Genomic DNA, 21,823 nt, shown 5'->3' with positions numbered 1-21,823 from the left:
GACGCCCGTGCGGCACGGGGGTCAGGCCCGCGCCGCACGGGCCGTTAGGGGGTGTCGTTGCCCTCGGGGGAGCGGCGGTCCGTGGTGGTGATCCGGACGATGGCCGCCACGGTGAGGGCACGGCCGTGCGGCTCGCGGGCCAGGGCGCGGTGCAGCGTCAGACCCTCGATGAGGGCGTCCAGCTGGCGGGCCGTGTCCGGGTCGAAGTGCTTCTCCAGGTGGACGCGGCTGCGGCGCATCCACTCGTGGGTCAGCTCCCGGTAGGCCGGTTGGCGCGCGGCGAGCGTGTACAGCTCCTGGGTGAGCACCAGGTCGCGCTGGCTGTCCTCGGACAGCTCGTGCACGAGGTCGGCCACCGCCTCGCGGGCCTGGTCACGGTCCGCGGCGGCGCCGAGATGCTCGTCGAACACGGCGACGATGTGATCGGTGAACCGGCCGAACGCCTCCCGCAGCAGCTGCTCGATGCCGCTGAAGTGGTACGTCATCGAGCCGAGCGGTACCCCCGCGCGCTGCGCGATCCTGCGGTGGGAGACGCGTGCGATGCCCTCCTCGGCGATCAGGTCGAGGGTGGCCGCGAGGATGCGCTCCCGCCGCTGCGGGTCCGTGTGTCCGGTTGCCATGGGAGCAGAATTACACGTTCCGTACCGGCCGGGCGGGGTTGCCGACGGCCACGACGTTCGCCGGCACGTCCTTGGTGACGACCGCACCGGCCCCGATGACGGCGTTGTCCCCGATGGTGACGCCCGGCAGCACGATCGCGCCCCCGCCCAGCCAGACGTTGTCGCCGATGACGATCGGGCGGGCGGCCTCCAGCTTGTCCCGCCGGGGGCCGGGCTCCAGGGGGTGCGTCGGGGTCAGCAACTGGACGTTCGGCCCGATCTGGCAGTCCTCGCCGATGGTGATCGCCGCGACGTCCAGCGCCGTCAGGTTGTAGTTGACGAAGGTGCGGGCCCCGACGGTGATGTTGCTGCCGTAGTCGACGTACAGCGGCGGCCGCACCTGCGCCTCGGCCCCCAGCGAGCCGAGCAGTTCCGCGAGGAGCGGCCGCGCGGCCTCCGCGTCCTCGGCGTAGGCGGCCTGGTAGCGGGCGGCCAGCCGCACGGCCTGCTGCTGCCTGCGGGCGATCTCCGGGTCGTCGGCGATGTAGAGGTCGCCCGCCAGCATGCGTTCCAGGTTGGTGCGGGAGTCGCCCGCGAAGTGGTCCGTCGGCATGCGCCCGATCCTACCCCCGAAAGCGTACGAACGTACACTCTTGGCCGGGTCGGGTTGCCCGGCGGTGCGGCTCAGCGGCGCCGGGGCTGGAGCACTCCTGCGCACAGGAGCACGAGGAGCCCCGCGAGCGGCACCACCAGCAGGCCCACCCGCAGACTCGTCGCGTCGGCGACCAGCCCCACGACCGGCGGGGAGAGCAGGAAGCCGAGCCGCATCAGCCAGGAGACGAGGGTCAGCCCCGACCCGGGCTTGAGGCCGGGCAGTTCGTCGGCCTCGTGCATCGCCGCCGGTACCAGCGTCGCCACCCCGAACCCGGCCGCGGCGAACCCGAGGACCGTGCCGGGCACCGTCGGCACGGCCAGCGCCAGACCCATGCCGACCGCCGCGATCAGGGCGCCGGAGCGGGCCACCGCGCGCTGGCCGAAGCGGTCCACGAGCCGGTCGCCGACGATCCGGCCCACGAACTGCGCGCCGACCAGGGCGACATACCCGGACGCGGCCAGCGCCGCCGTCGCGTGCAGCGAGTCGGAGAGGTAGAGGGTGGCCCAGGACATGCCGGCGTCCTCGACGAGGGTGCCTGCTGTGGCGATGAGGACGAGCGCGGCCAGCACCCAGCCGGTGCGCGGGCCCGCCGCCGGGGCCCGCGTCGGCAGCGGTGCGCCGTCCTCCGTGCCGGTCTCCACGGCCGGTTCCGCCTCGGTCTCCGGACCCGGCAGGCAGTAGCGCAGGGCGACGCACGCCGCGACCGCGAACACCACGGCGGAGAAGAGCAGGTGCGGGCCCCGCGAGACGCCCAGCGCGATCGCGGCGGCCGCCATGGAGCCGCCGGTGACGGCGCCGACGGACCAGATGGCGTGGAAGGAGTTGATGATGGATCGTCCGTAACGGCGTTGCACCCGCAGGCCGTGGGCGTTCTGCGCGACGTCGGTGAACGCGTCCATCGCCCCGGCGAGGAACAGCGCACCCGCGAACACCGCCACCGAGTTGGCGAGGCCCGCGGCGAGGATGCCCGCCCCGGTCAGCAGCGTGCCGCCGACCGCCACCCGCGCCGAACCGAACCGGCGCACCAGGACCCCGGCCGCGAGCCCGGCCGTGATGGCCCCCGCCGGGAACGCCGCCACGGCCAGTCCGTAGGCGGCGTTGCCGATGCCGAGGTCCGCCTTGATCTGCGGATACCTCGGCAGCAGGTTGGCGAACAGGGCCCCATTGGTGAAGAACAGCACGGCGACGGCCACGCGAGCCCGCCGATCGGCCAGGGCGGGCCGGCGCAGTACGTCAACAGTCATGCGCGGGAGCCTACCCGTCGGGGCGTACGAACGTACACTCCTGTTCGCCCCGTCCGAAGGGCGTTCCTCAGCGCCGCTTGGCGCACAGGGCCGCGTCCACGGCGCCCTGGAGGTGACGCAGGCTGTCGCCTTCGGCCGCCCACGTCGTGGTGTAGACGGTCACGGTGCCCCGGCCGCCCGTGGCCCGGCCGCCGCCCACCGAGCCGCCGGGCAGGTCACCGCCGTGGCCCCAGTAGACGCCGCCGCAGCTGAGCGGGACCGAGGCGAGGCCGTACCCGTAGCGGCTGCCCGCGGGGTAGACGTCGCGGCCGCCGATGTCGGTGGTGTCCCGCGTCATCAGGCGGACCGCCCAGCCGGGCAGCAGCCGGCCGCCGAGCAGACCGTCCCAGAAGGCGTTGAGGTCGACGGGGGTGGACACGAGGCCGCCGGACGCGCCGAACTCGTGGCCCGGCAGCTCGGTCACGTCCACCCTCCCGTCCTGCGGGTGCGCGGGATGGACGCCGTAGTTCCGGGCGTGCGGGCCGCGCACGCCCAGCTCGCCGGGCGCGGGCCAGTAGGTGTCGTCCAGGTGCAGCGGGCGCAGGATCGTGCGCTCCACGTACGTGCGGAAGCCGACCCCGGAGACCTCGTCGATCACCATGCCGAGGACCAGGTAGTTGGTGTTGGAGTAGCCCCAGTCGGTGCCGGGCTCGAAGACGGGGTCCGCGTCGAGCGCCAGGGCCAGGTAGTCCTCGGGCGTCCCCGGCCGGGTCCAGTCCACCAGCGCCGTGTACTCCGGCAGCCCGCTGGTCTGCTTCAGCAACTGCCGTACGGTGACGGGGCTGTCCGCCAGTCGGGGCACGTAGGAGCCCGCGCGGTCGCCGAGGTCCAGCCGGCCGTCCGCCACCAGGCGCATCACCGCGGTCGCCGTGAACGCCTTGGTGTCGCTGGCGAGCCGGAACCGGCCCCGCTCGTCGGTCATCGGCCGTCCCGTGTCCAGGTCCGCGACGCCCGAGGTACGCGTCGTCCTGCCGTCGTACGCGAGCGCGCCCGGGACGCCGTCGCGCGCGGTGAGCAGGTCCAGTTGACGCTGCACGGGGTCGGGGCGGTGGGCCGGGTGGGCCGCCGCCGCGGGCGCGAGCGCCCCGGTGAGCGCGGCGGCGAGCAGGACTGCGGCGGCGAGGCGCTTGCGGTGCATGGGTCTTCCCCCTCTTCGTGGCCACCCGGCGGCGGGTGGACGGTGTCCGTTCACCGATGACCCTTCCAGGGCCCGGAAGGAAGATCACTGGGACTGGCCCCCGGCCCGGGGGTGTCGCCAACACCCCTGAGCGCCCACGCGGGTGGTCTCAGCCGAGCAGGTCGGCGACGAGCGCGGCGAACTCCTCGGGGGTGGCCAGCCGGACGCCGAGCTGCTCCGCCTTGGCCCGCTTCGAGCCCGCCCCCTCACCCGCGACGACGAGCGTCGTGTTCTTGGAGACGCTGGAGGAGGAGCGTCCGCCGGCCCGCTCGATGAGTTCGTTCATCTCGTTGCGGCTGAGCCGCTCCAGGGTTCCGGTCATCGCGCCGGTGACGACCACCTTCATGCCCGCCAGCGGGCCGCCGTCCCCCGCCGCGGCGGACGGCGCCCCGTTCTCCCCGTCCTCGCCGTCCGCGTCGGCGGGCGGGGGCGGGGTCGCGCCGGGTTCGGTCATGTTGACGCCGGCGGCGGCGAGCTTGTCGATGAGCGGGGCGAGTTCGGCGATCTCCGCGACGACGGAGCGGGCCTTCTCCACCCCGATGCCGTCGACCCGCTGCATGGCCTCGGCGTCGGCGGCGCGTATGTGGTCCATGGTGGCGAAGTACCGTGCGATGCGCCGAGACATGGAGCGGCCGGTGCCCCGGACACCCAGCGCGCACAGCACCCGGGACAGCGGCTGCTCCTTGGCCCGGGCGAGCGCGGCGAGCAGGTTGTCGGTGCTGGTCTCGCCCATCCGCTCCAGACCGAGCAACTGCTCGCGCCGCAGCAGGAACAGATCGGCCAGGTCGGCGACGAGGCCCGCCTCGACGAGCTGGACCACGCGGGTGCCGCCCAGGCCCTCGATGTCGAGCTGGTCGCGCCCGGCGGCATAGGCGAGGGAGGCGACCAGGTGGCAGTTGCGGCCCTGGGCGCACCGCCAGCGCTCCTCACCGGTGTCGATGTCCGAGCCGCAGCGCGGACACGCCTCGGGGAACACGATGGGCTGCTCCTCGCCCGTCCGCAGATGGGCGACCGGAGCCTCGATGCGGGGGATGACGTCACCGGCGCGGTGGACCATGACGTGGTCGCCCAGCCGCAGCCCGCGGCGGGTGATGTCGGCCGGATTGTGCAGCGTGGCGTAGGTGATCGTGGAGCCCTCGATGACCACCGGTTCCAGGACGCCGCGCGGGGCGATGATGCCGGTGCGGCCCACGTTCCACTCCACCTCCAGCAGCCGGGTGATCTTCTCGACGGCCGGGAGCTTGTACGCGACCGCCCACCGCGGCGCCCGCGAGCCCGACCCGGCGGCCCGCCGGTCGGCGGCGAGGTCCGCCTTGACGACGATCCCGTCGATGCCGAACGGCAGCTCGGCACGGAGCGCGGCGATCTCCTGGACCCGGGCCACCACCTGCTCGGGCGTCTCGACGACCACGTCCGGCACCGCGGTACCGGCGCTGGTGTGCACGCCGAGCCCGGCCGCCGTCTCCATCAGCTCGCTGTACGCCGACTCGTCCAGCCGCCCCGCGAGCGCCGCGTCGGTGCCGGGCAGGGCCAGCAGGCCGTACCCGAAGAACGTCATCGGCACCGTGTAGGCGCGCTCCTTCGCCCGCAGGGTGCCCGCGGCGGCGTTGCGCGGGTTGGCGAAGGGCTGCCCGCCGTGCCGGCCGCGCACCTCGTTGGCGTGCTCGAACTGGGCCGTCGTCATCAGGATCTCACCGCGCACCTCGACGGTCACCGGCTCGGCCAGCGTCTCGGGCAGTCCCTCCACGGTGCCGATCGCGTGCGAGACGTCCTCACCGGCCGTGCCGTCGCCCCGGGTGATCAGCCGGGTGAGGCGGCCCTCGTGGTAGCGGGCGGCGACGGCGAGGCCGTCCAGCTTGGGGCCCACGGCGAACCGGGTGACCTCGCGGTCGACGCGCCGGGCCAGGGACGCCGTCCAGGCGGTGAACTCCTGCGGCGAGAACACGTTGTCCAGGCTGAGCATCGGCACCGTGTGCGGCACGTCCCCCTCGGCCGCGCCGCCGGCGACCTTGCCGGTGGGGGAGTCGGGCAGCACCTCGTCCGGGTGTGCGGCCTCCCACGCGGCGATCCCTCTCGCCAGCCGGTCGTAGGCGTCGTCGTCCAGCGGGGAGGTGCCGCCCGCGTAGTAGGCGGCGGCCGCGCGGGCGGCGTCCTCGACCGCCTGGGCGTAGGCGGTGGCGTCGACGATCACTGCGGCAGGAGCAGTCACAGGAGTGGGCATGGGCGAAATCATGCCGCCCACCACTGACAACGGGTCCTCGCCGCCGCGCGGCGGCCGCTCCGCTTGCGGAGCCGCCGACATGGGGTTTCGGTGGAACCGACTCGCCACCGCCCCAGGAGCTGTCATGTCGATGTCGTCGTTCGGTTTCGGTGCCTCCGATCCGTTCAGTGATCTGTTCAACCGGTTCTTCGGAACGTCGCCCGCCTCCTCGCCCCCGGCGGTGCAGCGCGTGCCGATCGGCCGGATGCTGACCGAGTCCTCGCAGGAACTCCTCAACCTGGCGGCCCGGCGGGCGCTGGAGGACGGGACGTCCGACCTGGACACGGAGCACCTGTTGTGGGCGGCCACGAAGGTCGAGCCCGCGCGGGGACTGCTCGCCCGGGCGGGCGCCGACCCCGACACGCTCGCGTCCCGGATCGCCGAGATCCTGCCCCGCGAGGCGGGCGAGCCGTCCGCCGAGCCGGGCCTCACCCCGGCCGCCAAGCGCACCCTCGCCACCGCCTACGCCCGCTCCCGGGCGTCCGGCGTCTCCTACATCGGCCCCGAGCACATCCTGGGCGCCCTGCTGGCGGACGGCGACACCGGCGCGGCGCGGCTGCTGGGCGCGGAAGGGCAGGACATCGGCAAGCTGGAAGGGCTCACCGAGCAGGCCGCCCGTTCGGGCGGGACCCAGGGCGACGGCGCCGGGAAGCCCGCCACGACGCTGGACGAGTACGGACGGGACCTGACCGAGGAGGCGAAGGCCGGGAAACTCGACCCCGTCGTCGGCCGGGCCGAGGAGATCGAGCAGACCGTCGAGATCCTCTCCCGGCGCTCCAAGAACAACCCGGTGCTGATCGGCGAGCCCGGCGTCGGCAAGACCGCCATCGTGGAGGGACTGGCCCAGCGCATCGTGGCCGGTGAGGTCCCGAACACGCTGAAGGACAAGAGGGTCGTCGCCCTCGACCTGTCCGGCATGGTGGCGGGCGCGCAGTACCGGGGACAGTTCGAGGAGCGGCTCAAGAAGGTCATCGAGGACGTCCAGCAGGCCCGCGGCGACATCATCCTGTTCATCGACGAACTGCACACCGTCGTCGGCGCCGGGGCCACCGGCGAGGGCTCCATGGACGCCGGCAACATGCTCAAGCCCGCCCTCGCGCGCGGCGAGCTGCACGTGGTGGGCGCGACGACGATCGACGAGTACCGCAAGTGCGTCGAGAAGGACGCGGCCCTCGAACGCCGCTTCCAGCCCGTGATGGTCCCCGAGCCCTCGGTCGAGGAGACGGTGCAGATCCTGGAGGGCCTGCGCGACGCCTACGAGGCGCACCACCAGGTCCGCTTCGCCGACGGAGCCCTGGCCGCGGCGGCGGAACTCTCCGACCGCTACGTCAGTGACCGCTTCCTGCCCGACAAGGCGATCGACGTCATGGACCAGGCGGGCGCCCGGGTACGGCTGCGCAGCGCGAGCCGCTCCACCGAGGTCGTCAGCCGCGAGGACCGCATCGCGAAGCTGCGCCGGGAGCAGGAGCAGGCCGTCGCCGCCGAGGACTACGCCCGCGCGGGCGAGCTGAAGCGCGAGATCGCCGAGACGGAGGGCGAACTCGCGGGCATCGAGGAGCGCCGCGAGGGCGTCGTCTCCGTCACCGCCGACGACATCGCGGACGTGATCTCCCGCCGCACCGGCATCCCGGTCGCCCAGCTGACGGCGGGGGAGAAGGAGCGGCTGCTCAGGCTGGAGGAGGAGATGCACGCCCGGATCGTCGGCCAGGACGAGGCGGTCACCGCCGTCTCGCGGGCCGTGCGCCGCAACCGGGCCGGCATGGGCGACCCCGACCGCCCCGTGGGCTCCTTCCTCTTCCTCGGCCCCACCGGCGTCGGCAAGACCGAGCTGGCCAAGACCCTCGCCGAGCTGCTGTTCGGCGAGGAGAACCGCATGATCCGCTTCGACATGAGCGAGTTCCAGGAGAAGCACACCGTCGCCCGGCTCGTCGGCGCGCCTCCCGGGTACGTCGGCTACGAGGAGGCCGGCCAGCTCACCGAGAAGGTCCGCCGGCAGCCCTACAGCGTGGTCCTGTTCGACGAGGTGGAGAAGGCCCACCCCGACGTCTTCAACACGCTGCTGCAGATCCTCGACGACGGCCGCCTCACCGACGGACAGGGCCGCACCGTCGACTTCCGGCACTGCGTGGTCATCATGACGTCCAACATCGGGGCCCACCGCATCCTCGACCACCAGGGCGATGTGACCGACCTCAAGGACGAGCTGATGGAGGAGCTGCGGACGCGCTTCCTGCCCGAGTTCCTCAACCGCATCGACGACATCATCGTCTTCCACGGCCTCACCCAGGACGACCTCTCCCGGATCGTGGACCACCTGCTGGCCCGCAGCGAACGGCGCGTGCACGCCCAGGGCCTGACACTGAAGGTCACGGAGGCGGCCAAGAAACTGCTGATCGCCCACGGCCACCAGCCCGAGTTCGGCGCCCGCCCGCTCCGGCGCACGATCCAGACCGAACTCGACAACCGCGTCGCCGACCTGCTCCTCGGCGGCGAGGCGGACCCCGGCGACACCATCGTCGCCGACGTGGTCGACGACTCCCTGCACTGCTCGGTCGAGAAGACCGGCACCGCACGACCCGCGGAGGCGAGCGGCACGTGAACACCGTCGAGGAGACGATCGAGATCGCCGTACCGGTGCGCACCGCGTACGACCAGTGGACCCAGTTCGAGTGCTTCCCGCGGTTCATGACCACCGTCAAGCGGGTCGAACAGGTCAGGCCCGCCGTGACCCTGTGGGTCGTCGGACTCGGCCCCCTCCGCCGGGAGTTCGCGACCGAGATCGTGGACCAGGTGCCCGACTCGCACCTGACCTGGCGCAGCCTCGGACAGCGCCACGGCCACCGGGGCGAGGTGACGTTCCGGCCCACCGGGCAGGACGGCACGGCGATGACGGTGCGGCTGTCGGCCGGGCCGCGCGGCCTCACCGGCGTGCTCACCGCGGTCCCCGGGGCGGCCGGCCGCGTCGTACGCCGCGAACTCGCCCACTTCAAGGCGTACATCGAAGGGCACGGCGAGGCGAGCGGCGCCTGGCGGGGGACCATCCGGGGCGGCCAGCTGCGCCCCGGGGAGCCCGAGCCGCCGCGCAGCCGGGTGGCGGTCTGGCCCGTGGGCTGAGAACCCCGCACCGGAACACAGCGAACGAGAGGCGATCCCCCGATGAAGAAGCCGCCCAGGGAAGAACCCCGGGACGACCTGACCGTCACCGCGCCCAAGACCTGGGCCGCGGGCGTGCCCGCGGTGGTGCACGCGCTGGAGTACTCCCTGGAGCAGACGTCCCCCAAGGAAACCGCGGTGGACCTGCTGACCATGAACCAGGTCGACGGGATCGACTGCCCGGGCTGCGCCTGGGCCGACCCCGCACCCGGCCACCGGCACCGCAACGAGTACTGCGAGAACGGCGCCAAGCACATCAACGACGAGGCGACCACACGGCGGATCACCGCCGACTTCTTCCGCGAGCACCCCGTCTCCGACCTGGCCCGCCGCTCCGACCTGTGGCTGAACCAGCAGGGGCGCCTCACCGAGCCGATGGTCAAGCGGCCCGGCTCCGACCACTACGAGCCCATCAGCTGGCGCGACGCCCTCGACCTGCTCGCCGCGGAACTGAAGGCGCTCGACAGCCCCGACGAGGCGGTCTTCTACACCTCGGGCCGGGTCAGCAACGAGGCCGCGTTCGTCCTGCAGCTCTTCGCCCGGGCGTACGGCACCAACAACCTGCCCGACTGCAGCAACATGTGCCACGAGTCGAGCGGCTTCGCCCTGCACGAAACCCTCGGCACCGGCAAGGGCACGGTCAGCCTCGACGACCTCCACCACGCCGACCTGATCTTCCTGGTGGGACAGAACCCCGGCACCAACCACCCCCGGCAGCTCTCCGCGCTGGAGCAGGCCAAGCGCAACGGCGCCCGCATCGTCGCGGTCAACCCCCTCCCGGAGGCGGGACTGCTGCGGTTCAGGAACCCGCAGAAGGCACGCGGGGTGATCGGCCAGGGCGTCCGGATCGCCGACCGGTTCCTGCACATCCGGCCCGGCGGCGACCTCGCCCTGTTCCAGGCGCTGAACCGGCTGCTCCTGGAGGCCGAGGACGCCCGGCCCGGCACGGTCCTGGACCACGCGTTCATCCGGGACAGCACCAGCGGCTTCGAGGAGTTCGCCGAGCACGCCCGGCAGACTTCCTGGGACGACGTCATCGCCGCCACCGGTCTGACCCGCGAGGAGATCGAGCGGGTCCGCGACGAGGTCCTCGGCAGCGAACGCGTCATCGTCTGCTGGGCGATGGGCATCACGCAGCACAAGCACGGCGTCCCCACCATCCGGGAGATCGTCAACTTCCTGCTGCTGCGCGGCAACCTCGGCAGGGCCGGGGCCGGCGCCTGCCCGGTGCGCGGCCACAGCAACGTCCAGGGCGACCGCACGATGGGCATCTGGGAGCAGATGCCGGACTCCTTCCTGGACGCCCTGCGCGACGAGTTCGGCTTCGACCCGCCGCGCGCCCACGGACTCGACTCGGTCAACTCGATCAAGGCGATGCGGGAGGGCCGGATCAAGGTCTTCCTCGGCGTCGCGGGCAACTTCGTGCGGGCCGCCCCCGACAGCGCGGTCACCGAGGAGGCCATGCGCGGCTGCCGCCTGACCGCGCACGTCTCCACCAAGCTCAACGGGTCCCACACCGTCTGCGGGCGGACCGCGCTGATCCTGCCCACCCTCGGCCGGACCGAACGCGACCACCAGGCGGGCGGCGAGCAGTTCGTCACGGTGGAGAACTCGATGAGCGAGGTGCACACCTCCCGGGGACGGCTCAAGCCGGCCTCCCCGCTTCTGCTCAGCGAGGTCGCCATCCTGTGCCGGCTCGCCCGCCGCACCCTCGGCACCGGCCCCGGGAACGTGGTCTGGGAGGACTTCGAGGCCGACTACGGCACGATCCGCGACCGGATCTCCCGGATCGTGCCCGGCCTGTACGACTTCGACCGGCGCGTGACCCGCCCCGGCGGCATCCGACTGCCCAACCCCGTCAATGAGGGCGTCTACCGCACCGCCACCGGCAAGGCCATGTTCACCCGCAACACCTGGCGCGCGCCCGACCTGCCCGAGGGCCACCTGCTGTTGCAGACCCTGCGCTCCCACGATCAGTGGAACACCATCCCCTACACCCTGAACGACCGCTACCGGGGCATCCACGGCAGCCGCCGGGTGGTCATGGTCAACCCGGAGGACCTGAACGCCCTGTCCCTGGCCGAGGGGGACCGCGTCGACGTGGTCGGCGTCTGGCACGACGACACCGAGCGCCGCGCCGAGGGCTTCGAGGTGGTCCCGTACCCCACCGCCCGCGGTTCCGCCGCCGCGTACTACCCGGAGACCCAGGTCCTGGTCCCGCTCGACAGCGTCGCCGACATCAGCAACCAGCCCACCTCGAAGGGCATCGTCGTCCGGCTGGAGCGCGTGACCCCGTAGCCGCATCGTGAGACGGAGCCCGCCGCGGGAATGGCGGGAAGCGGGGCTCCGTTGACACCTGTCATGCCCGATTCTTCCCCACGGCCCACGGCCGGACGCATGCCGCTCGCCGTCTACATCCTCGGCCTGTCCGTCTTCGCGCTCGGCACCAGCGAGTTCATGCTCTCCGGGCTGCTGCCGCCCATCGCCGACGACATGGACGTGTCGATCCCGCGAGCCGGTCTGCTGATATCGGCGTTCGCGATCGGCATGGTCGTCGGCGCGCCGCTGCTCGCCGTCGCGACCCTGCGACTGCCCCGCAAGACCACGCTGGTCGCGCTGATCTCGGTGTTCGGCGTCGGCCAGGTCGCGGGCGCGCTCGCGACCGGTTACGAGGTCCTGTTCGTCTCCCGGGTCGTCAGCGCCCTGGCCTGCGCCGGGTTCTGGGCGGTGGGCGCGGCCGTGGCGATCGCGATGGTGCCGGTGACCGCGCGGGCCCGTGCGATGGCCGTGATGATCGGCGGACTGTCCATCGCCAACGTGCTCGGCGTCCCGGTGGGCGCCTTCCTCGGCGAGCACCTGGGCTGGCGGTCCGCGTTCTGGGCCGTGGGCGGCGCGTCCGCCGTCGCGCTCGTCGGCGTGGTGACCCTGATCCCGCGCATCCCGCTGCCCGAGCGGCGACCCCGGCTGCGGGGCGAGCTGGCGATCTACCGGGACCGCCAGGTCTGGCTGTCCATCGTCGTGACCGCACTCGCGGCCGGCGGCGTCTTCTGCGCCTTCTCCTACCTCGCGCCGCTGCTCACCGACGTGGCGGGCCTCGCGGACGGCTGGGTGCCGACCGTGCTGGCGCTGTTCGGCGTCGGCGCGCTGATCGGCACGACGATCGGCGGCCGGGTCGCCGACGCGCACCTGTTCGGCGTCCTGCTCTCCGGCATCACCGCGTCCACGGTGCTGCTGGCCGCCCTGGCGCTGTTCGCCTCCAGCCCCGCCGCCGTGATCGTCCTGTCGCTGCTGCTCGGCGTCTCCGCGTTCTACACCGCGCCCGCGCTCAACGCCCGCATGTTCAACGTCGCCGGTGCCGCGCCCACCCTCGCGGGCGCGACGACGACCGCCGCGTTCAACCTGGGCAACACCGGCGGCCCCTGGCTCGGCGGCACGGTGATCGACGCGGACCTCGGGTACGCCGCCACCGCCTGGGCGGGCGGCGCGATGACCCTGGTCGCGATCGGCTTCGTCGCCGTCTCCCTGCGGCTGCACAGCCGGTCGCGCGTCGTGGCCACCGGCGGCCCGGCCACCGAGACCGTGAACGCGGAGCGGGCCCAGCGGGTGTGACCCGGGCCCGGTGACCGGCGCTCAGCGCGGCCGGGCGTCCCCCGCGGTGGCCCTGGCGCAGCGGTCGGCCAGCCGGGCGAACGCCTCTGCGAGCGCGGGCGGGCCCACGACTTCGACGTCGGTGTCGAAGAGGCAGAAGGCGGCGGCGAGCGAGGCCCACGACCAGGAGCCCGTCGTGAGCCGGCAGCGGTCGGGCCCCAGCTCCTCGACGGTCCCGTCGGACGCGTGCGGGGACACCGCGGAGGCGGGCAGGTGGAGTACGGCCGCCCCGCGGCAGGGCCAGTCCGAGGACCCGTCGGAGCCGCGGAACCTGCCGGTCAGGAACGCGGCCACGTCCCCGCCGGGCAGCTCCCTCGGGGTGAAGCGGGGTCCGGTGGGCGTGCGCGGGGTCACCCGGTCGGCGCGGAAGACCCGCCAGTCCTCGCGGTCCAGGTCCCAGGCCACCAGGTACCAGCGCCCGCCCCGGGTGACGAGATGGTGCGGCTCCACCCGGCGCGGGGGCGGCGCGGCCTCGGTCGCGGTGTCCGCGGGGCGGGCCGGCGCCTGGTCGGCCGGCGCGTGGTCGAAGCGCAGCACCTCGCGGGCCTGGACGGTGGCGCTGAGCGCCATCAGGACCCCGGGGTCCGCCTGGGGCTGCGGCCGGGACGCGGACCGCTCGACGGAGGTGACCTGGAGGGCGTCGATCCGGTGCCGCAGCCGGGCGGGCATGACCTGGCGCAGGGTTGCCAGCGCCCGTGCCGCGCCGTCCTCGATCCCGGCCCCGGTGGCGGCCGCGGTGCGCAGCGCGACGGCGAGGGCGACCGCCTGCTCGTCGTCGAAGAGCAGCGGTGGCAACCGCGTCCCGGCGTCCAGGCGGTATCCGCCGTCGGGCCCCTTCACCGCCCGGACCGGGTAGCCCAGTTCGCGGAGCCGGTCGACGTCGCGGCGCAGGGTGCGCGGGCTGACGTCCAGCCGCTCGGCCAGCACCGGCCCGGGCCAGTCCCGGCGCGCTTGGAGCAGCGAGAGCAGGGACAGCAACCGGGCCGAGGTCTTCTGCATGACCACCATGCTGCCGCACATAGCGGCCACAACCTGACCGCTACCCGGAGCAGAGTCGGTACCGCGAGGCCGGACCGGCCCCGCGGCGGCCCGCTCCATGGGCCGCCCCACCGCGAGGGCAAGGAGCCCGTCGTGACCGCACAAGCCGTGACCCACCTGAACTTCCGCGGCGACGCCCGCGAGGCACTCACCTTCTACCGGTCCGCGTTCGGCGGGGACCTGACCGTGGTGACCTACAAGGACGCCGGGAACGTCCAGGACCCCGCCGCGGCCGACCAGGTGATGTTCGGCCAGGTGGCCACCGCCGACGGCCTGAGCGTGATGGCCTACGACGTGCCGTCCGACCTGCCGTTCAACCAGGGCGAGAACGCGTTCTTCGTCTCGGTCCGCGGCGAGAGCGCCGAGGAGATCACCGCGTACTGGGAGAGGCTCGCCGAGGGCGCCACCGTCCTGCGGCCGCTCGGGGCCGCGCAGTGGGCGCCCCTCTACGGCATGCTGCGGGACCGGTTCGGCGTCACCTGGGTCCTGGACGTGGTGAGCGAGTACAACGCGTGAGCGTGCTCGACGCCCGGTCGCTGAACCGGGCGGCACTCGCCCGGCAGCTGCTGCTCGACCGCGCGGACCGTCCGGTGCCGGACGCCGTCGCGCATCTCGGCGGCATGCAGGCACAGGAGCCGCAGGAACCGTTCGTCGGTCTGTGGTCGAGGCTGCGCGACTTCGCACCGCGGGCACTCGACGACCTGCTGACCGGGCGTCGGGTGGTGCGCACCCACCTGATGCGCCGCACCGTCCACCTCGTCACCGCCGACGACGTACTGGCCTGGCGCTCACGCCACGACGCCATGCTGCGCGGTCGCGTCCTCGGCACCTACCGCCGCGAACTCGAAGGGGTCGACCTCGACGCGCTCGCGGCGGCGGGCCGGGCGGTCCTGGCCGACGGCGAGCCCCGCTCCATGGGCGAACTGGCGCGGGCCGTGGCCGGACGGTGGCCGGAGGTGGGACCGCGGCCGCTCGGGGAGATGCTGGTCGCCGCGCTCGTCCCGACGGTGCAGCTGCCCCCGCGCGGACTCTGGCGCACCAGGGCCGGGGTGCGCAACGCCCCGGTCGCGCACTGGCTGGGCCGCGAGGTCGACCCGCCGGCCCCGCCGGGCACCGATCCGGTCGGTGCGGCGCTCGTACGGCGCTACCTGGCCGCGTTCGGGCCGGCCGCCTCGGCGGACCTGCGCGCCTGGTGCGGGCTCGCGGGGCTGCCGGCCGCGGTCGCGGCGGTGCGCGGGGAGCTGGTCGCCTTCCGCGACGAGCGGGGCCGGGAACTGCTGGACCTGCCCGCCGCGCCGCGACCCGACCCGGACACCCCCGCCCCCGTGCGGTACCTGCCTGCCTTCGACAACGCGGTCCTCGGCTACCAGGACCGACGCCGCGTCATCGACGACGCACACCGCGGTCTGTCGGTCACCGGCGCCCGGTTCGTCCTCGTCGACGGCCGGGTCTCCGCGACCTGGACCGTCGAGGGCGACACGGTGACCGTCACCCCGCTGCGCCCGCTCACCCGGCCGGAGCGTGCCGAGGTCACCGAGGAGGGGCGGGCCCTCGCGTCCTTCCTCTCCGAGGGCGGCAGCGACCGGGTCAGGGTCGGGGCGGCGCCCTGAGCGGCGGGCGGCCCGGGCAGGGCGGGCCGGGTGTCACCCGCCGGTCACGACGTCGGCGACGACGCAGCTGACGTTGTCGGGACCGCCGGACCCGTTGGCGAGCGCCACGAGTTCGCGGACGGCCCGCCCGGGCTCCCCGGGGGCGGCGAGCACCCGGCGGATCCCGTCGCCCGGCACCACCGTCGACAGGCCGTCGGAGCAGAGCAGGTAGCGATCCCCGGGCCGGACGTCCTGCAGGCGCATCTCGGCGGTGCCGTCGGCGCCGCCGCCCAGCGCCCGCACCAGCAGCGACCGCTGGGGGTGGGAGGCCGCCTCCTCCGGCGTGAGGCGGCCTTCGTCGACCCGGCCCTCCCCGGTTCGCGGCCGGGGGACGGCCGCCCACAACCCGGCCGGCGCTGCGACGGTGGCGACCGCCTCGGTACGGCCCTTCGCCCGGCGGGCCCGGAACCGTCCGGGTTCTCCAACTGGACCTTCGAGATCCGGGCGAGCGCCACGGACACGGTGAGCGCCCCGGAGGCCGCTACACGGGCGGCGGGGCCGTCGACGTCGTCGCCCCCGTCGTCCCCGTCAGGGTCAGCACCGGCGGGCGGCAACGCCACACCGGTCACCGGCTGAGAGACGTCGGCTGCCCCCGGCAACGAAATGCGGAGTACACCCATCTTCGTGATCTACACCGAGGGGTGAGGGGTGCGGCACCCCACTACACCCGACGCAGTACGCCAGTCCAGACCCAGGGTCGGATCAAACGCCCGGATCCCCGGGCGAGCATGGAGGTGTACCCCGGTGAGCGCGTCCGCCTTCCCCCCATGTGCCGGGTCTTCGTCCTGCCCGTAACCCGACGGATTGGTCCAAAAGGTGGCTACGTTTCTTTATCGACTCGGCCGGAGGGCGTTCCGGCGCCGCGGCCTCGTCGCCCTGCTGTGGGTGGCCCTACTCGTGGGCGCCGGCGTCGCCTCGTCCGCCGCGCCGGCCCCGCCCGAAGACTCCTTCTCCATGCCGGGCACCGAGTCCCAGAAGGCGTTCGACCTGCTCGACGAGCAGTTCCCGGCCGCCAGCGCCGAGGGCGCCACGGCCCGCGTCGTGATCCGTGCTCCCGAGGGCGCGAAGATATCCGACGGGTCCGGCAAGGACCGGGTCCAGGACCTGGTCGCCGACCTGAAGGCCGGACCGCAGGTCGCCTCGGTGGACGACCCGTTCAAGGCGAACGCCGTCAGCAAGGACGGCACCACCGCCTATGCCTCCGTGACCTACAAGGTCAACGCGATGGAGCTGACCGACGAGGCCCGGGACTCGCTCACCGCCGCCACCGACAGCGCCCGCGCGGGCGGGTACACCGTCGAGACCGGTGGCGACGCGGTCGTGGCCGAGCAGGAGATGGGCGGCACCGCCGAACTGATCGGCATCGGCGTCGCCGCGATCGTGCTCCTGCTGACCTTCGGCTCACTGGTCGCGGCCGGTATGCCGCTGCTCTCGGCGATCATCGGTGTCGGCATCGGCATCTCCGCCATCGGGGCGCTGGGCAGCACCCTGGAGCTGTCCGCCACCACCTCCACGCTCGCCATGATGATCGGCCTCGCGGTCGCCATCGACTACGCCCTGTTCATCGTCTCCCGCTACCGGGCCGAGATAGCCGAGGGCCGCGCCCCCGAGGAGGCGGCCGGACGCGCGGTCGGCACCGCGGGCTCCGCGGTCGTCTTCGCCGGACTCACCGTCGTCGTGGCCCTCGCCGGGCTCGCCATCGTCAACATCCCGATCCTCACCAAGATGGGCCTGGCCGCAGCCGCCACCGTCGGCATCGCCGTGCTGATCGCCCTGACGCTCACCCCGGCCCTGCTCGGCTTCGCGGGCAAGAAGGCCCTCAGCCGCAAGGACCGCAAGGCACCCGCCGGGGCGCGGGCCGCCTCCGGCAAGCCGAAGCTGGGCACCCGCTGGGCCCGTTTCGTCCAGCGGCGCCCGGTCACCGTGCTGCTGACCGCGGTCCTCGGCCTCGGCGTGATCGCCGTACCGGCGGCCGGCATGGAACTGGGCCTGCCGGACGAAGGCAGCTCGGCCCCCGACACCACCCAGCGCAAGGCCTACGACATGCTGTCCGAGTCCTTCGGCGCAGGATTCAACGGCCCGTTCATGATCGCCGTCGACGCGCGCGACGCCGACGACCCGAAGGCCGCCGCGGACGCCGTGAGCGAGAAGATCACCGGACTGGGGAAGGCCGCGGCGGTCACCCCGGCCAGCTTCAACGAGGAGGGCGACACCGCCGTCCTCACCGTGGTGCCCAAGACCGGCCCGAGTGACGTCGCCACCGAGTCGCTGGTGCACGACATCCGCTCGCTGTCCGGCGGCATCAAGGCCGACACCGGCGCGACCATGCTGGTCACCGGCGCCACCGCGATGACGATCGACTTCTCGCAGACCCTGGACGACGCGCTCGTGCCCTACCTGGCGCTGGTCGTCGGGCTCGCCTTCCTCCTCCTGATGCTGGTCTTCCGCTCGGTCCTCGTCCCGCTGAAGGCGGCCCTGGGCTTCCTGCTCTCGGTGGCCGCGGCGCTCGGCGCGGTGGTCGCGGTCTTCCAGTGGGGCTGGCTCGCCGACGTGTTCGGCGTGGACCAGCCGGGCCCGATCATGTCGATGATGCCCATCTTCATGATCGGCGTGGTCTTCGGTCTGGCGATGGACTACGAGGTCTTCCTCGTCACCCGAATGCGCGAGGCGTACGTCCATGGACAGTCCGCCGCCGAATCCGTCACCACGGGCTTCACCCACGGCGGCCGGGTCGTGGCGGCGGCCGCGATCATCATGATCAGCGTCTTCTCCGGCTTCATCCTGGAGAACGACGCCATGATCAAGATGATGGGCTTCGGCCTCGCGATCGCGGTGCTCTTCGACGCCTTCGTGGTCCGCATGGCCATCGTGCCCGCGGTGCTCGCCCTGCTCGGCACCAAGGCCTGGTGGCTGCCCAAGTGGCTGGACCGCGTCCTGCCGAACGTCGACGTCGAGGGCGAGAAGCTGCACCGGGAGCTGGGCGACACCGCCGCGCCCGCCGAGCCGACCCGCGAGCCGGAGACGGCCGGGGTCTGACATCCCCGGCACCTCACGTGCGGCCCCGGTGACCTGGAAACCCAGGCCACCGGGGCCTTCGGTGCTACAGGTCCGCGGTGGCGTCGGTGAGCGCCTGGTCGAGGACGGCCACGCCGCGGGCGATCTCGTCGTCGCTCGCCGTCAGCGGGGGCGCGATCCGGAAGATCCCGCCCATTCCCGGGAGCTGGACGATGTTCATGTGCAGACCCAGGTCGAAGCAGCGCCGGGTGACGGCGGCGCCGAGCCGGTCGGCTCCGCCCTCGCCCAGCACGTCGTCCCCGACCAGCTCCATGCCCAGCAGCAGCCCGCGGCCGCGGACGTCGCCCACGACCTGGTGGCGGGCGGCGAGCTTGTCGAGGCCCTCCCGCAGCGCGGCCCCGAGCGTGCGTGCCCGCTCGTCCAGCCGGTCGCGGACCAGGACGTCGAGGACGGTGTTGCCCACCGCGGCGGGCAGCGGGTCGTTGACGTGGGTGGTGAAGAACAGGAAGCCCCGCTCGTGCGCCCGCCGCTCGATCTCCGGGCTGGTCAGCACGGCGGCCAGCGGCAGTCCCGCGCCCAGCGTCTTGGACAGCGTGAGGATGTCCGGGACGACGCCCTCGTGCTCGAAGGCGTACCAGTCGCCGGTCCGGCACAGCCCCGTCTGGGCCTCGTCCAGGATCAGCAGCATGCCGCGCTCGCGGCACTTGTCGGCCAGGGCGGCGAGATAGCCCGGCGGAAGCTCGACGACGCCGCCCGAGGACAGGATCGGCTCGACCAGGCACGCGGCGAGGCTGCCGACCGACTGGGCGTCGATCATCTCGAAGCCCAGGTCCAGCTGGCGGCGCCAGTCCAGCTCGCCGTCCGCGTCGACGACGGAGGGGCGGTAGCGGTCCGGCACCGGCAGCGCGAAGTTGCCCGGCGCGGCGGGGCCGTAGCCCTTGCGCCCGGCGCTGTAGGTGGCGTTCGCGGCCGCCTGGGTCATGCCGTGCCAGGACCGGGCGAAGGAGACGACCTCGTGGCGGCCGGTGACGAGCTTCGCCATCCGCACCGCGGCCTCGTTGGCCTCCGCCCCGGTGGTCAGCAGCAGCGCCTTCTCCAGCGGCTCCGGCAGCGTCCCGGCGAGCCGGCGGGCCAGCTCGACGACCGGGCGGCTGAGCATGCCGCTGTGCAGGTGGTCGAGGTGCGCGACCTGCTCGCGCACCGTCGAGACGATCGCCGGATGGGAGTGCCCGAGGATGGCACTCATCTGACCGGACGTGAAGTCCAGCAGCTCGCGGCCGCTCTCCGTGAACACGGACGTGCCCGCGGCACGCACGACGACCTCCGGCGAGAAGGGTGCGTGGCCGGAGTAACGGATCAGGTGGCGCCCCGGGTCGGCGCCGGAAGTCTCGGAAGGCATGCGAACGACGGTAGGGAAGCGCCGCTGCGCGTGTCCATCGCACAGAATCGACGCTGCTGTACGTCAGAACCGTACAGAAAGCCGGGTTTGCGCCGTAGCATCACAGCGTGCTCAACTCCGGACGACTGCATCTGCTCAGCCAGCTCGACACGCTCGGTACCGTCCGCGCGGTCGCCGACACGCTGCACCTGAGCGCGTCGACGGTCTCCCAGCAGCTGGCGGTGCTGGAGACCGAGACCCGGTGCCGGCTGATCGAGCGGACCGGGCGGCGGGTGCGGCTGACCCCGGCCGGACTCCTGCTGGCCCGCCGGGGCCGGGAGATCCTGGACCGGATGGCCGACGTCGAGGCCGAGCTGCGCGCCCTGAACGACGAGCCCATCGGGACCGTGCGGCTCGCCGTGTTCCAGAGCGCGATCTACAGCCTCGCCGTCCCGGCGGCGAACCGGCTGGCCACCACCCATCCGCACCTGCGCCTGGAACTCGTGGAGATGGAGCCGCACGAGAGCGGCCCCGCCCTGCGCTCCGGCGAGGCGGACGTCATCGTCACCACCACCGACTACACCGGCCTGACGTGGGGCGCGGACCTCGAAGTCATGTCGCTCGGCAGCGACCCGGTCGTCCTGGTGCTGCCGCAGGGCCATCCGCTGGCCTCGCGCACCGCGGTGAGCCTCACGGCGTGCAAGGAGGAGACCTGGGCCTGCGACCGGCCGCAGTCGTACATGGCGGACCTGACCGTCCGGCTGTGCCGCGAGTCGGGGTTCGAACCCCGGGTGGCCTGCCGGTTCAGCAACTACCTCATGCTGCTGCGGCACGTCGAGACGACCGGCTCGATCGCCCTGCTGCCCGCCCTCGCGGTCACGGCGGACCACGCCGTCGTCACCCGGCGGCTGAGCCCGCCGGTGCACCGCAACGTCGCCGTCGTGGTCCGGCGCGGCACCCCGCGGCGCGCCGCGGTGAACGCGGTCATCGCCGCGCTGCGCGACCACCCGGAGATCGAGGCCCTGTCGGCCCCCGATTCCTCCGGCGAGGGCCGGGACGGCTGAGGGCCGGGACGGCGACCGGCACCGCTGAGAGCGCGGCGCTCGGTCAGGCCGCGGGGATGCGGCGGTGGACGTCCTCCAGCAGCATCCGGACCGACGTGCGGAAGACCTCCGCCTGATGGTCGCCGAGGAACGCGGTGTGCCCGAACACCTCCAGGACGACCAGGCCGTGGACGTGGCCCCACGCGCTCAGGAAGAGGGAGACCGCGGCGGGCGGCAGATCGCCCTGGGCGTGCACGGGGAGCCGTTCCAGATGCTCCCGGTAGGGGGGTGAGAGCGGGGGGACCTCGGCCGCGGCTAGCTGCGCCGGGGTGAATCCGGCGAACAGTTCGCGCTGGAAGATTGCACCCATCCGGCGGACCGCCTGCGTGGTCGGCCCCTCGGCGGGTGCCGCGTAGTACCGCAGGGGCGTCCCGTAGAGCAGCTGGAAGCGCTCCGGGTGGGCGACGCCCCAGTCCCGGTAGGCCTCGGCCACCACGGCCAGGCGCGGTGCGCGGGGGTCCTCGCCCGCGCCGTCGGCGGCGGCCTGCAACGCGTCGGACAGGTCGCCGTACGCCTTGGTGATCAGGGCGGTGACGAGGGCGTCGCGGTTCGGGAAGTAGTGGTAGAGCGCCTGCACGGTCATGCCGAGACCGCGGGCGACCGCGCGCAGCGACAGGGCCGCGGGCCCGTGCCGGCCGATGTGCTGCTCGGCGGCGTCGAGTATCTCGCGGGCCGCGGCGCTGCGGCGCCGCTCGCGCAGGGAGACGGGGGCCGTGGTGGTGTGCCGGTCTGCGGACATGCGGCGATCCTAGGGCGGCCCGACTGACGGGGCGTCAAGAAGCCGAACACTGTTAGGTAAATCTCACACTGCCAAAGCGCACGGCCTCTCACTAACGTCGTGGTGCGGCGACGCAGGCCCTCCTGA

16 protein-coding genes and 1 pseudogene are annotated in these 21,823 nt (G+C 73.4%); 8 read left to right on the top strand and 9 right to left on the bottom strand.

All coding sequences use genetic code 11. The features are described 5' to 3' along the window. Positions 1-44: 44 nt before the first annotated feature. From ACGH52_RS03640 to ligA, 5 genes are all read right to left on the bottom strand, one after another. Complete coding sequence (locus ACGH52_RS03640) at positions 45-620, bottom strand: TetR/AcrR family transcriptional regulator (RefSeq protein ID WP_399937530.1); 576 nt, start codon at positions 618-620, stop codon at positions 45-47. A 10-nt stretch (positions 621-630) separates the two neighbouring features. Beyond that, positions 631-1,212, bottom strand: a complete 582-nt coding sequence (locus ACGH52_RS03635; protein WP_059298816.1) for a sugar O-acetyltransferase — start codon at positions 1,210-1,212, stop codon at positions 631-633. A 71-nt stretch (positions 1,213-1,283) separates the two neighbouring features. Beyond that, entirely contained in the window at positions 1,284-2,498 is a 1,215-nt protein-coding gene (locus tag ACGH52_RS03630; RefSeq protein ID WP_399937528.1) for an MFS transporter, read from the bottom strand. A 67-nt stretch (positions 2,499-2,565) separates the two neighbouring features. Beyond that, positions 2,566-3,675: a serine hydrolase domain-containing protein gene (locus tag ACGH52_RS03625; protein WP_399937526.1), complete on the bottom strand. Its 1,110-nt coding sequence runs from the start codon at positions 3,673-3,675 to the stop codon at positions 2,566-2,568. Positions 3,676-3,823: 148 nt separating this feature from the next. Beyond that, entirely contained in the window at positions 3,824-5,935 is a 2,112-nt protein-coding gene (gene ligA / locus ACGH52_RS03620) for an NAD-dependent DNA ligase LigA (RefSeq protein WP_399937523.1), read from the bottom strand. A gap of 124 nt (positions 5,936-6,059) precedes the next feature. Here ligA and ACGH52_RS03615 point away from each other — a divergent pair, with 124 nt between their 5' ends. From ACGH52_RS03615 to ACGH52_RS03600, 4 genes are all read left to right on the top strand, one after another. After that, positions 6,060-8,573, top strand: a complete 2,514-nt coding sequence (locus ACGH52_RS03615; RefSeq protein WP_399937521.1) for an ATP-dependent Clp protease ATP-binding subunit — start codon at positions 6,060-6,062, stop codon at positions 8,571-8,573. After that, positions 8,570-9,088 (top strand): SRPBCC family protein, encoded by a 519-nt coding sequence (locus ACGH52_RS03610; RefSeq protein ID WP_121704424.1) that lies wholly within the window; start codon positions 8,570-8,572, stop codon positions 9,086-9,088. The genes ACGH52_RS03615 and ACGH52_RS03610 overlap by 4 nt, the downstream gene beginning before the upstream one ends. A gap of 42 nt (positions 9,089-9,130) precedes the next feature. Beyond that, a complete protein-coding gene (locus tag ACGH52_RS03605) occupies positions 9,131-11,425 on the top strand; it encodes an FdhF/YdeP family oxidoreductase (protein ID WP_399937518.1) in 2,295 nt (764 codons plus the stop codon). 99 nt (positions 11,426-11,524) lie between these two features. After that, positions 11,525-12,736, top strand: a complete 1,212-nt coding sequence (locus tag ACGH52_RS03600; RefSeq protein WP_059298809.1) for a Cmx/CmrA family chloramphenicol efflux MFS transporter — start codon at positions 11,525-11,527, stop codon at positions 12,734-12,736. A gap of 21 nt (positions 12,737-12,757) precedes the next feature. Here ACGH52_RS03600 and ACGH52_RS03595 read toward each other — a convergent pair whose 3' ends face one another. Beyond that, the gene (locus ACGH52_RS03595) at positions 12,758-13,774 is read right to left on the bottom strand and encodes a helix-turn-helix transcriptional regulator (RefSeq protein WP_399937515.1); all 1,017 of its coding nucleotides are present in this window, start codon (positions 13,772-13,774) and stop codon (positions 12,758-12,760) included. Between the two features lie 132 nt (positions 13,775-13,906). On the opposite strand from ACGH52_RS03595, the gene ACGH52_RS03590 reads away from it, so the two are divergent. Continuing rightward, positions 13,907-14,329, top strand: coding sequence for a VOC family protein (locus tag ACGH52_RS03590; RefSeq protein WP_171987537.1), 423 nt, complete (start codon positions 13,907-13,909; stop codon positions 14,327-14,329). After that, positions 14,326-15,423, top strand: a complete 1,098-nt coding sequence (locus ACGH52_RS03585; protein ID WP_210975693.1) for a winged helix DNA-binding domain-containing protein — start codon at positions 14,326-14,328, stop codon at positions 15,421-15,423. The genes ACGH52_RS03590 and ACGH52_RS03585 overlap by 4 nt, the downstream gene beginning before the upstream one ends. A 33-nt stretch (positions 15,424-15,456) precedes the next feature. Here ACGH52_RS03585 and ACGH52_RS03580 read toward each other — a convergent pair. Then, a pseudogene (locus tag ACGH52_RS03580) lies at positions 15,457-15,774 on the bottom strand (PP2C family protein-serine/threonine phosphatase); the annotation flags it as partial. A 504-nt stretch (positions 15,775-16,278) separates the two neighbouring features. Between ACGH52_RS03580 and ACGH52_RS03575 the strand changes: the two are divergent. Next, a complete protein-coding gene (locus ACGH52_RS03575; RefSeq protein WP_121701376.1) occupies positions 16,279-18,498 on the top strand; it encodes an MMPL family transporter in 2,220 nt (739 codons plus the stop codon). A gap of 64 nt (positions 18,499-18,562) precedes the next feature. On the opposite strand, the gene ACGH52_RS03570 is transcribed toward ACGH52_RS03575, so the two are convergent. Continuing rightward, positions 18,563-19,876, bottom strand: coding sequence for an aspartate aminotransferase family protein (locus ACGH52_RS03570; RefSeq protein ID WP_399937511.1), 1,314 nt, complete (start codon positions 19,874-19,876; stop codon positions 18,563-18,565). Between the two features lie 107 nt (positions 19,877-19,983). On the opposite strand from ACGH52_RS03570, the gene ACGH52_RS03565 reads away from it, so the two are divergent. Further along, complete coding sequence (locus tag ACGH52_RS03565) at positions 19,984-20,919, top strand: LysR family transcriptional regulator (protein WP_121701378.1); 936 nt, start codon at positions 19,984-19,986, stop codon at positions 20,917-20,919. A gap of 43 nt (positions 20,920-20,962) precedes the next feature. On the opposite strand, the gene ACGH52_RS03560 is transcribed toward ACGH52_RS03565, so the two are convergent. Beyond that, positions 20,963-21,697 (bottom strand): TetR/AcrR family transcriptional regulator, encoded by a 735-nt coding sequence (locus ACGH52_RS03560; protein ID WP_121701379.1) that lies wholly within the window; start codon positions 21,695-21,697, stop codon positions 20,963-20,965. Positions 21,698-21,823 lie beyond the last annotated feature (126 nt).

The organism is Streptomyces sp. BBFR25, assembly GCF_044590125.1.
Lineage (GTDB): Bacteria > Actinomycetota > Actinomycetes > Streptomycetales > Streptomycetaceae > Streptomyces > Streptomyces canus_D.
Note: the sequence above shows the minus strand (reverse complement) of the source record. Positions and strands in the feature narration are given on the sequence as shown.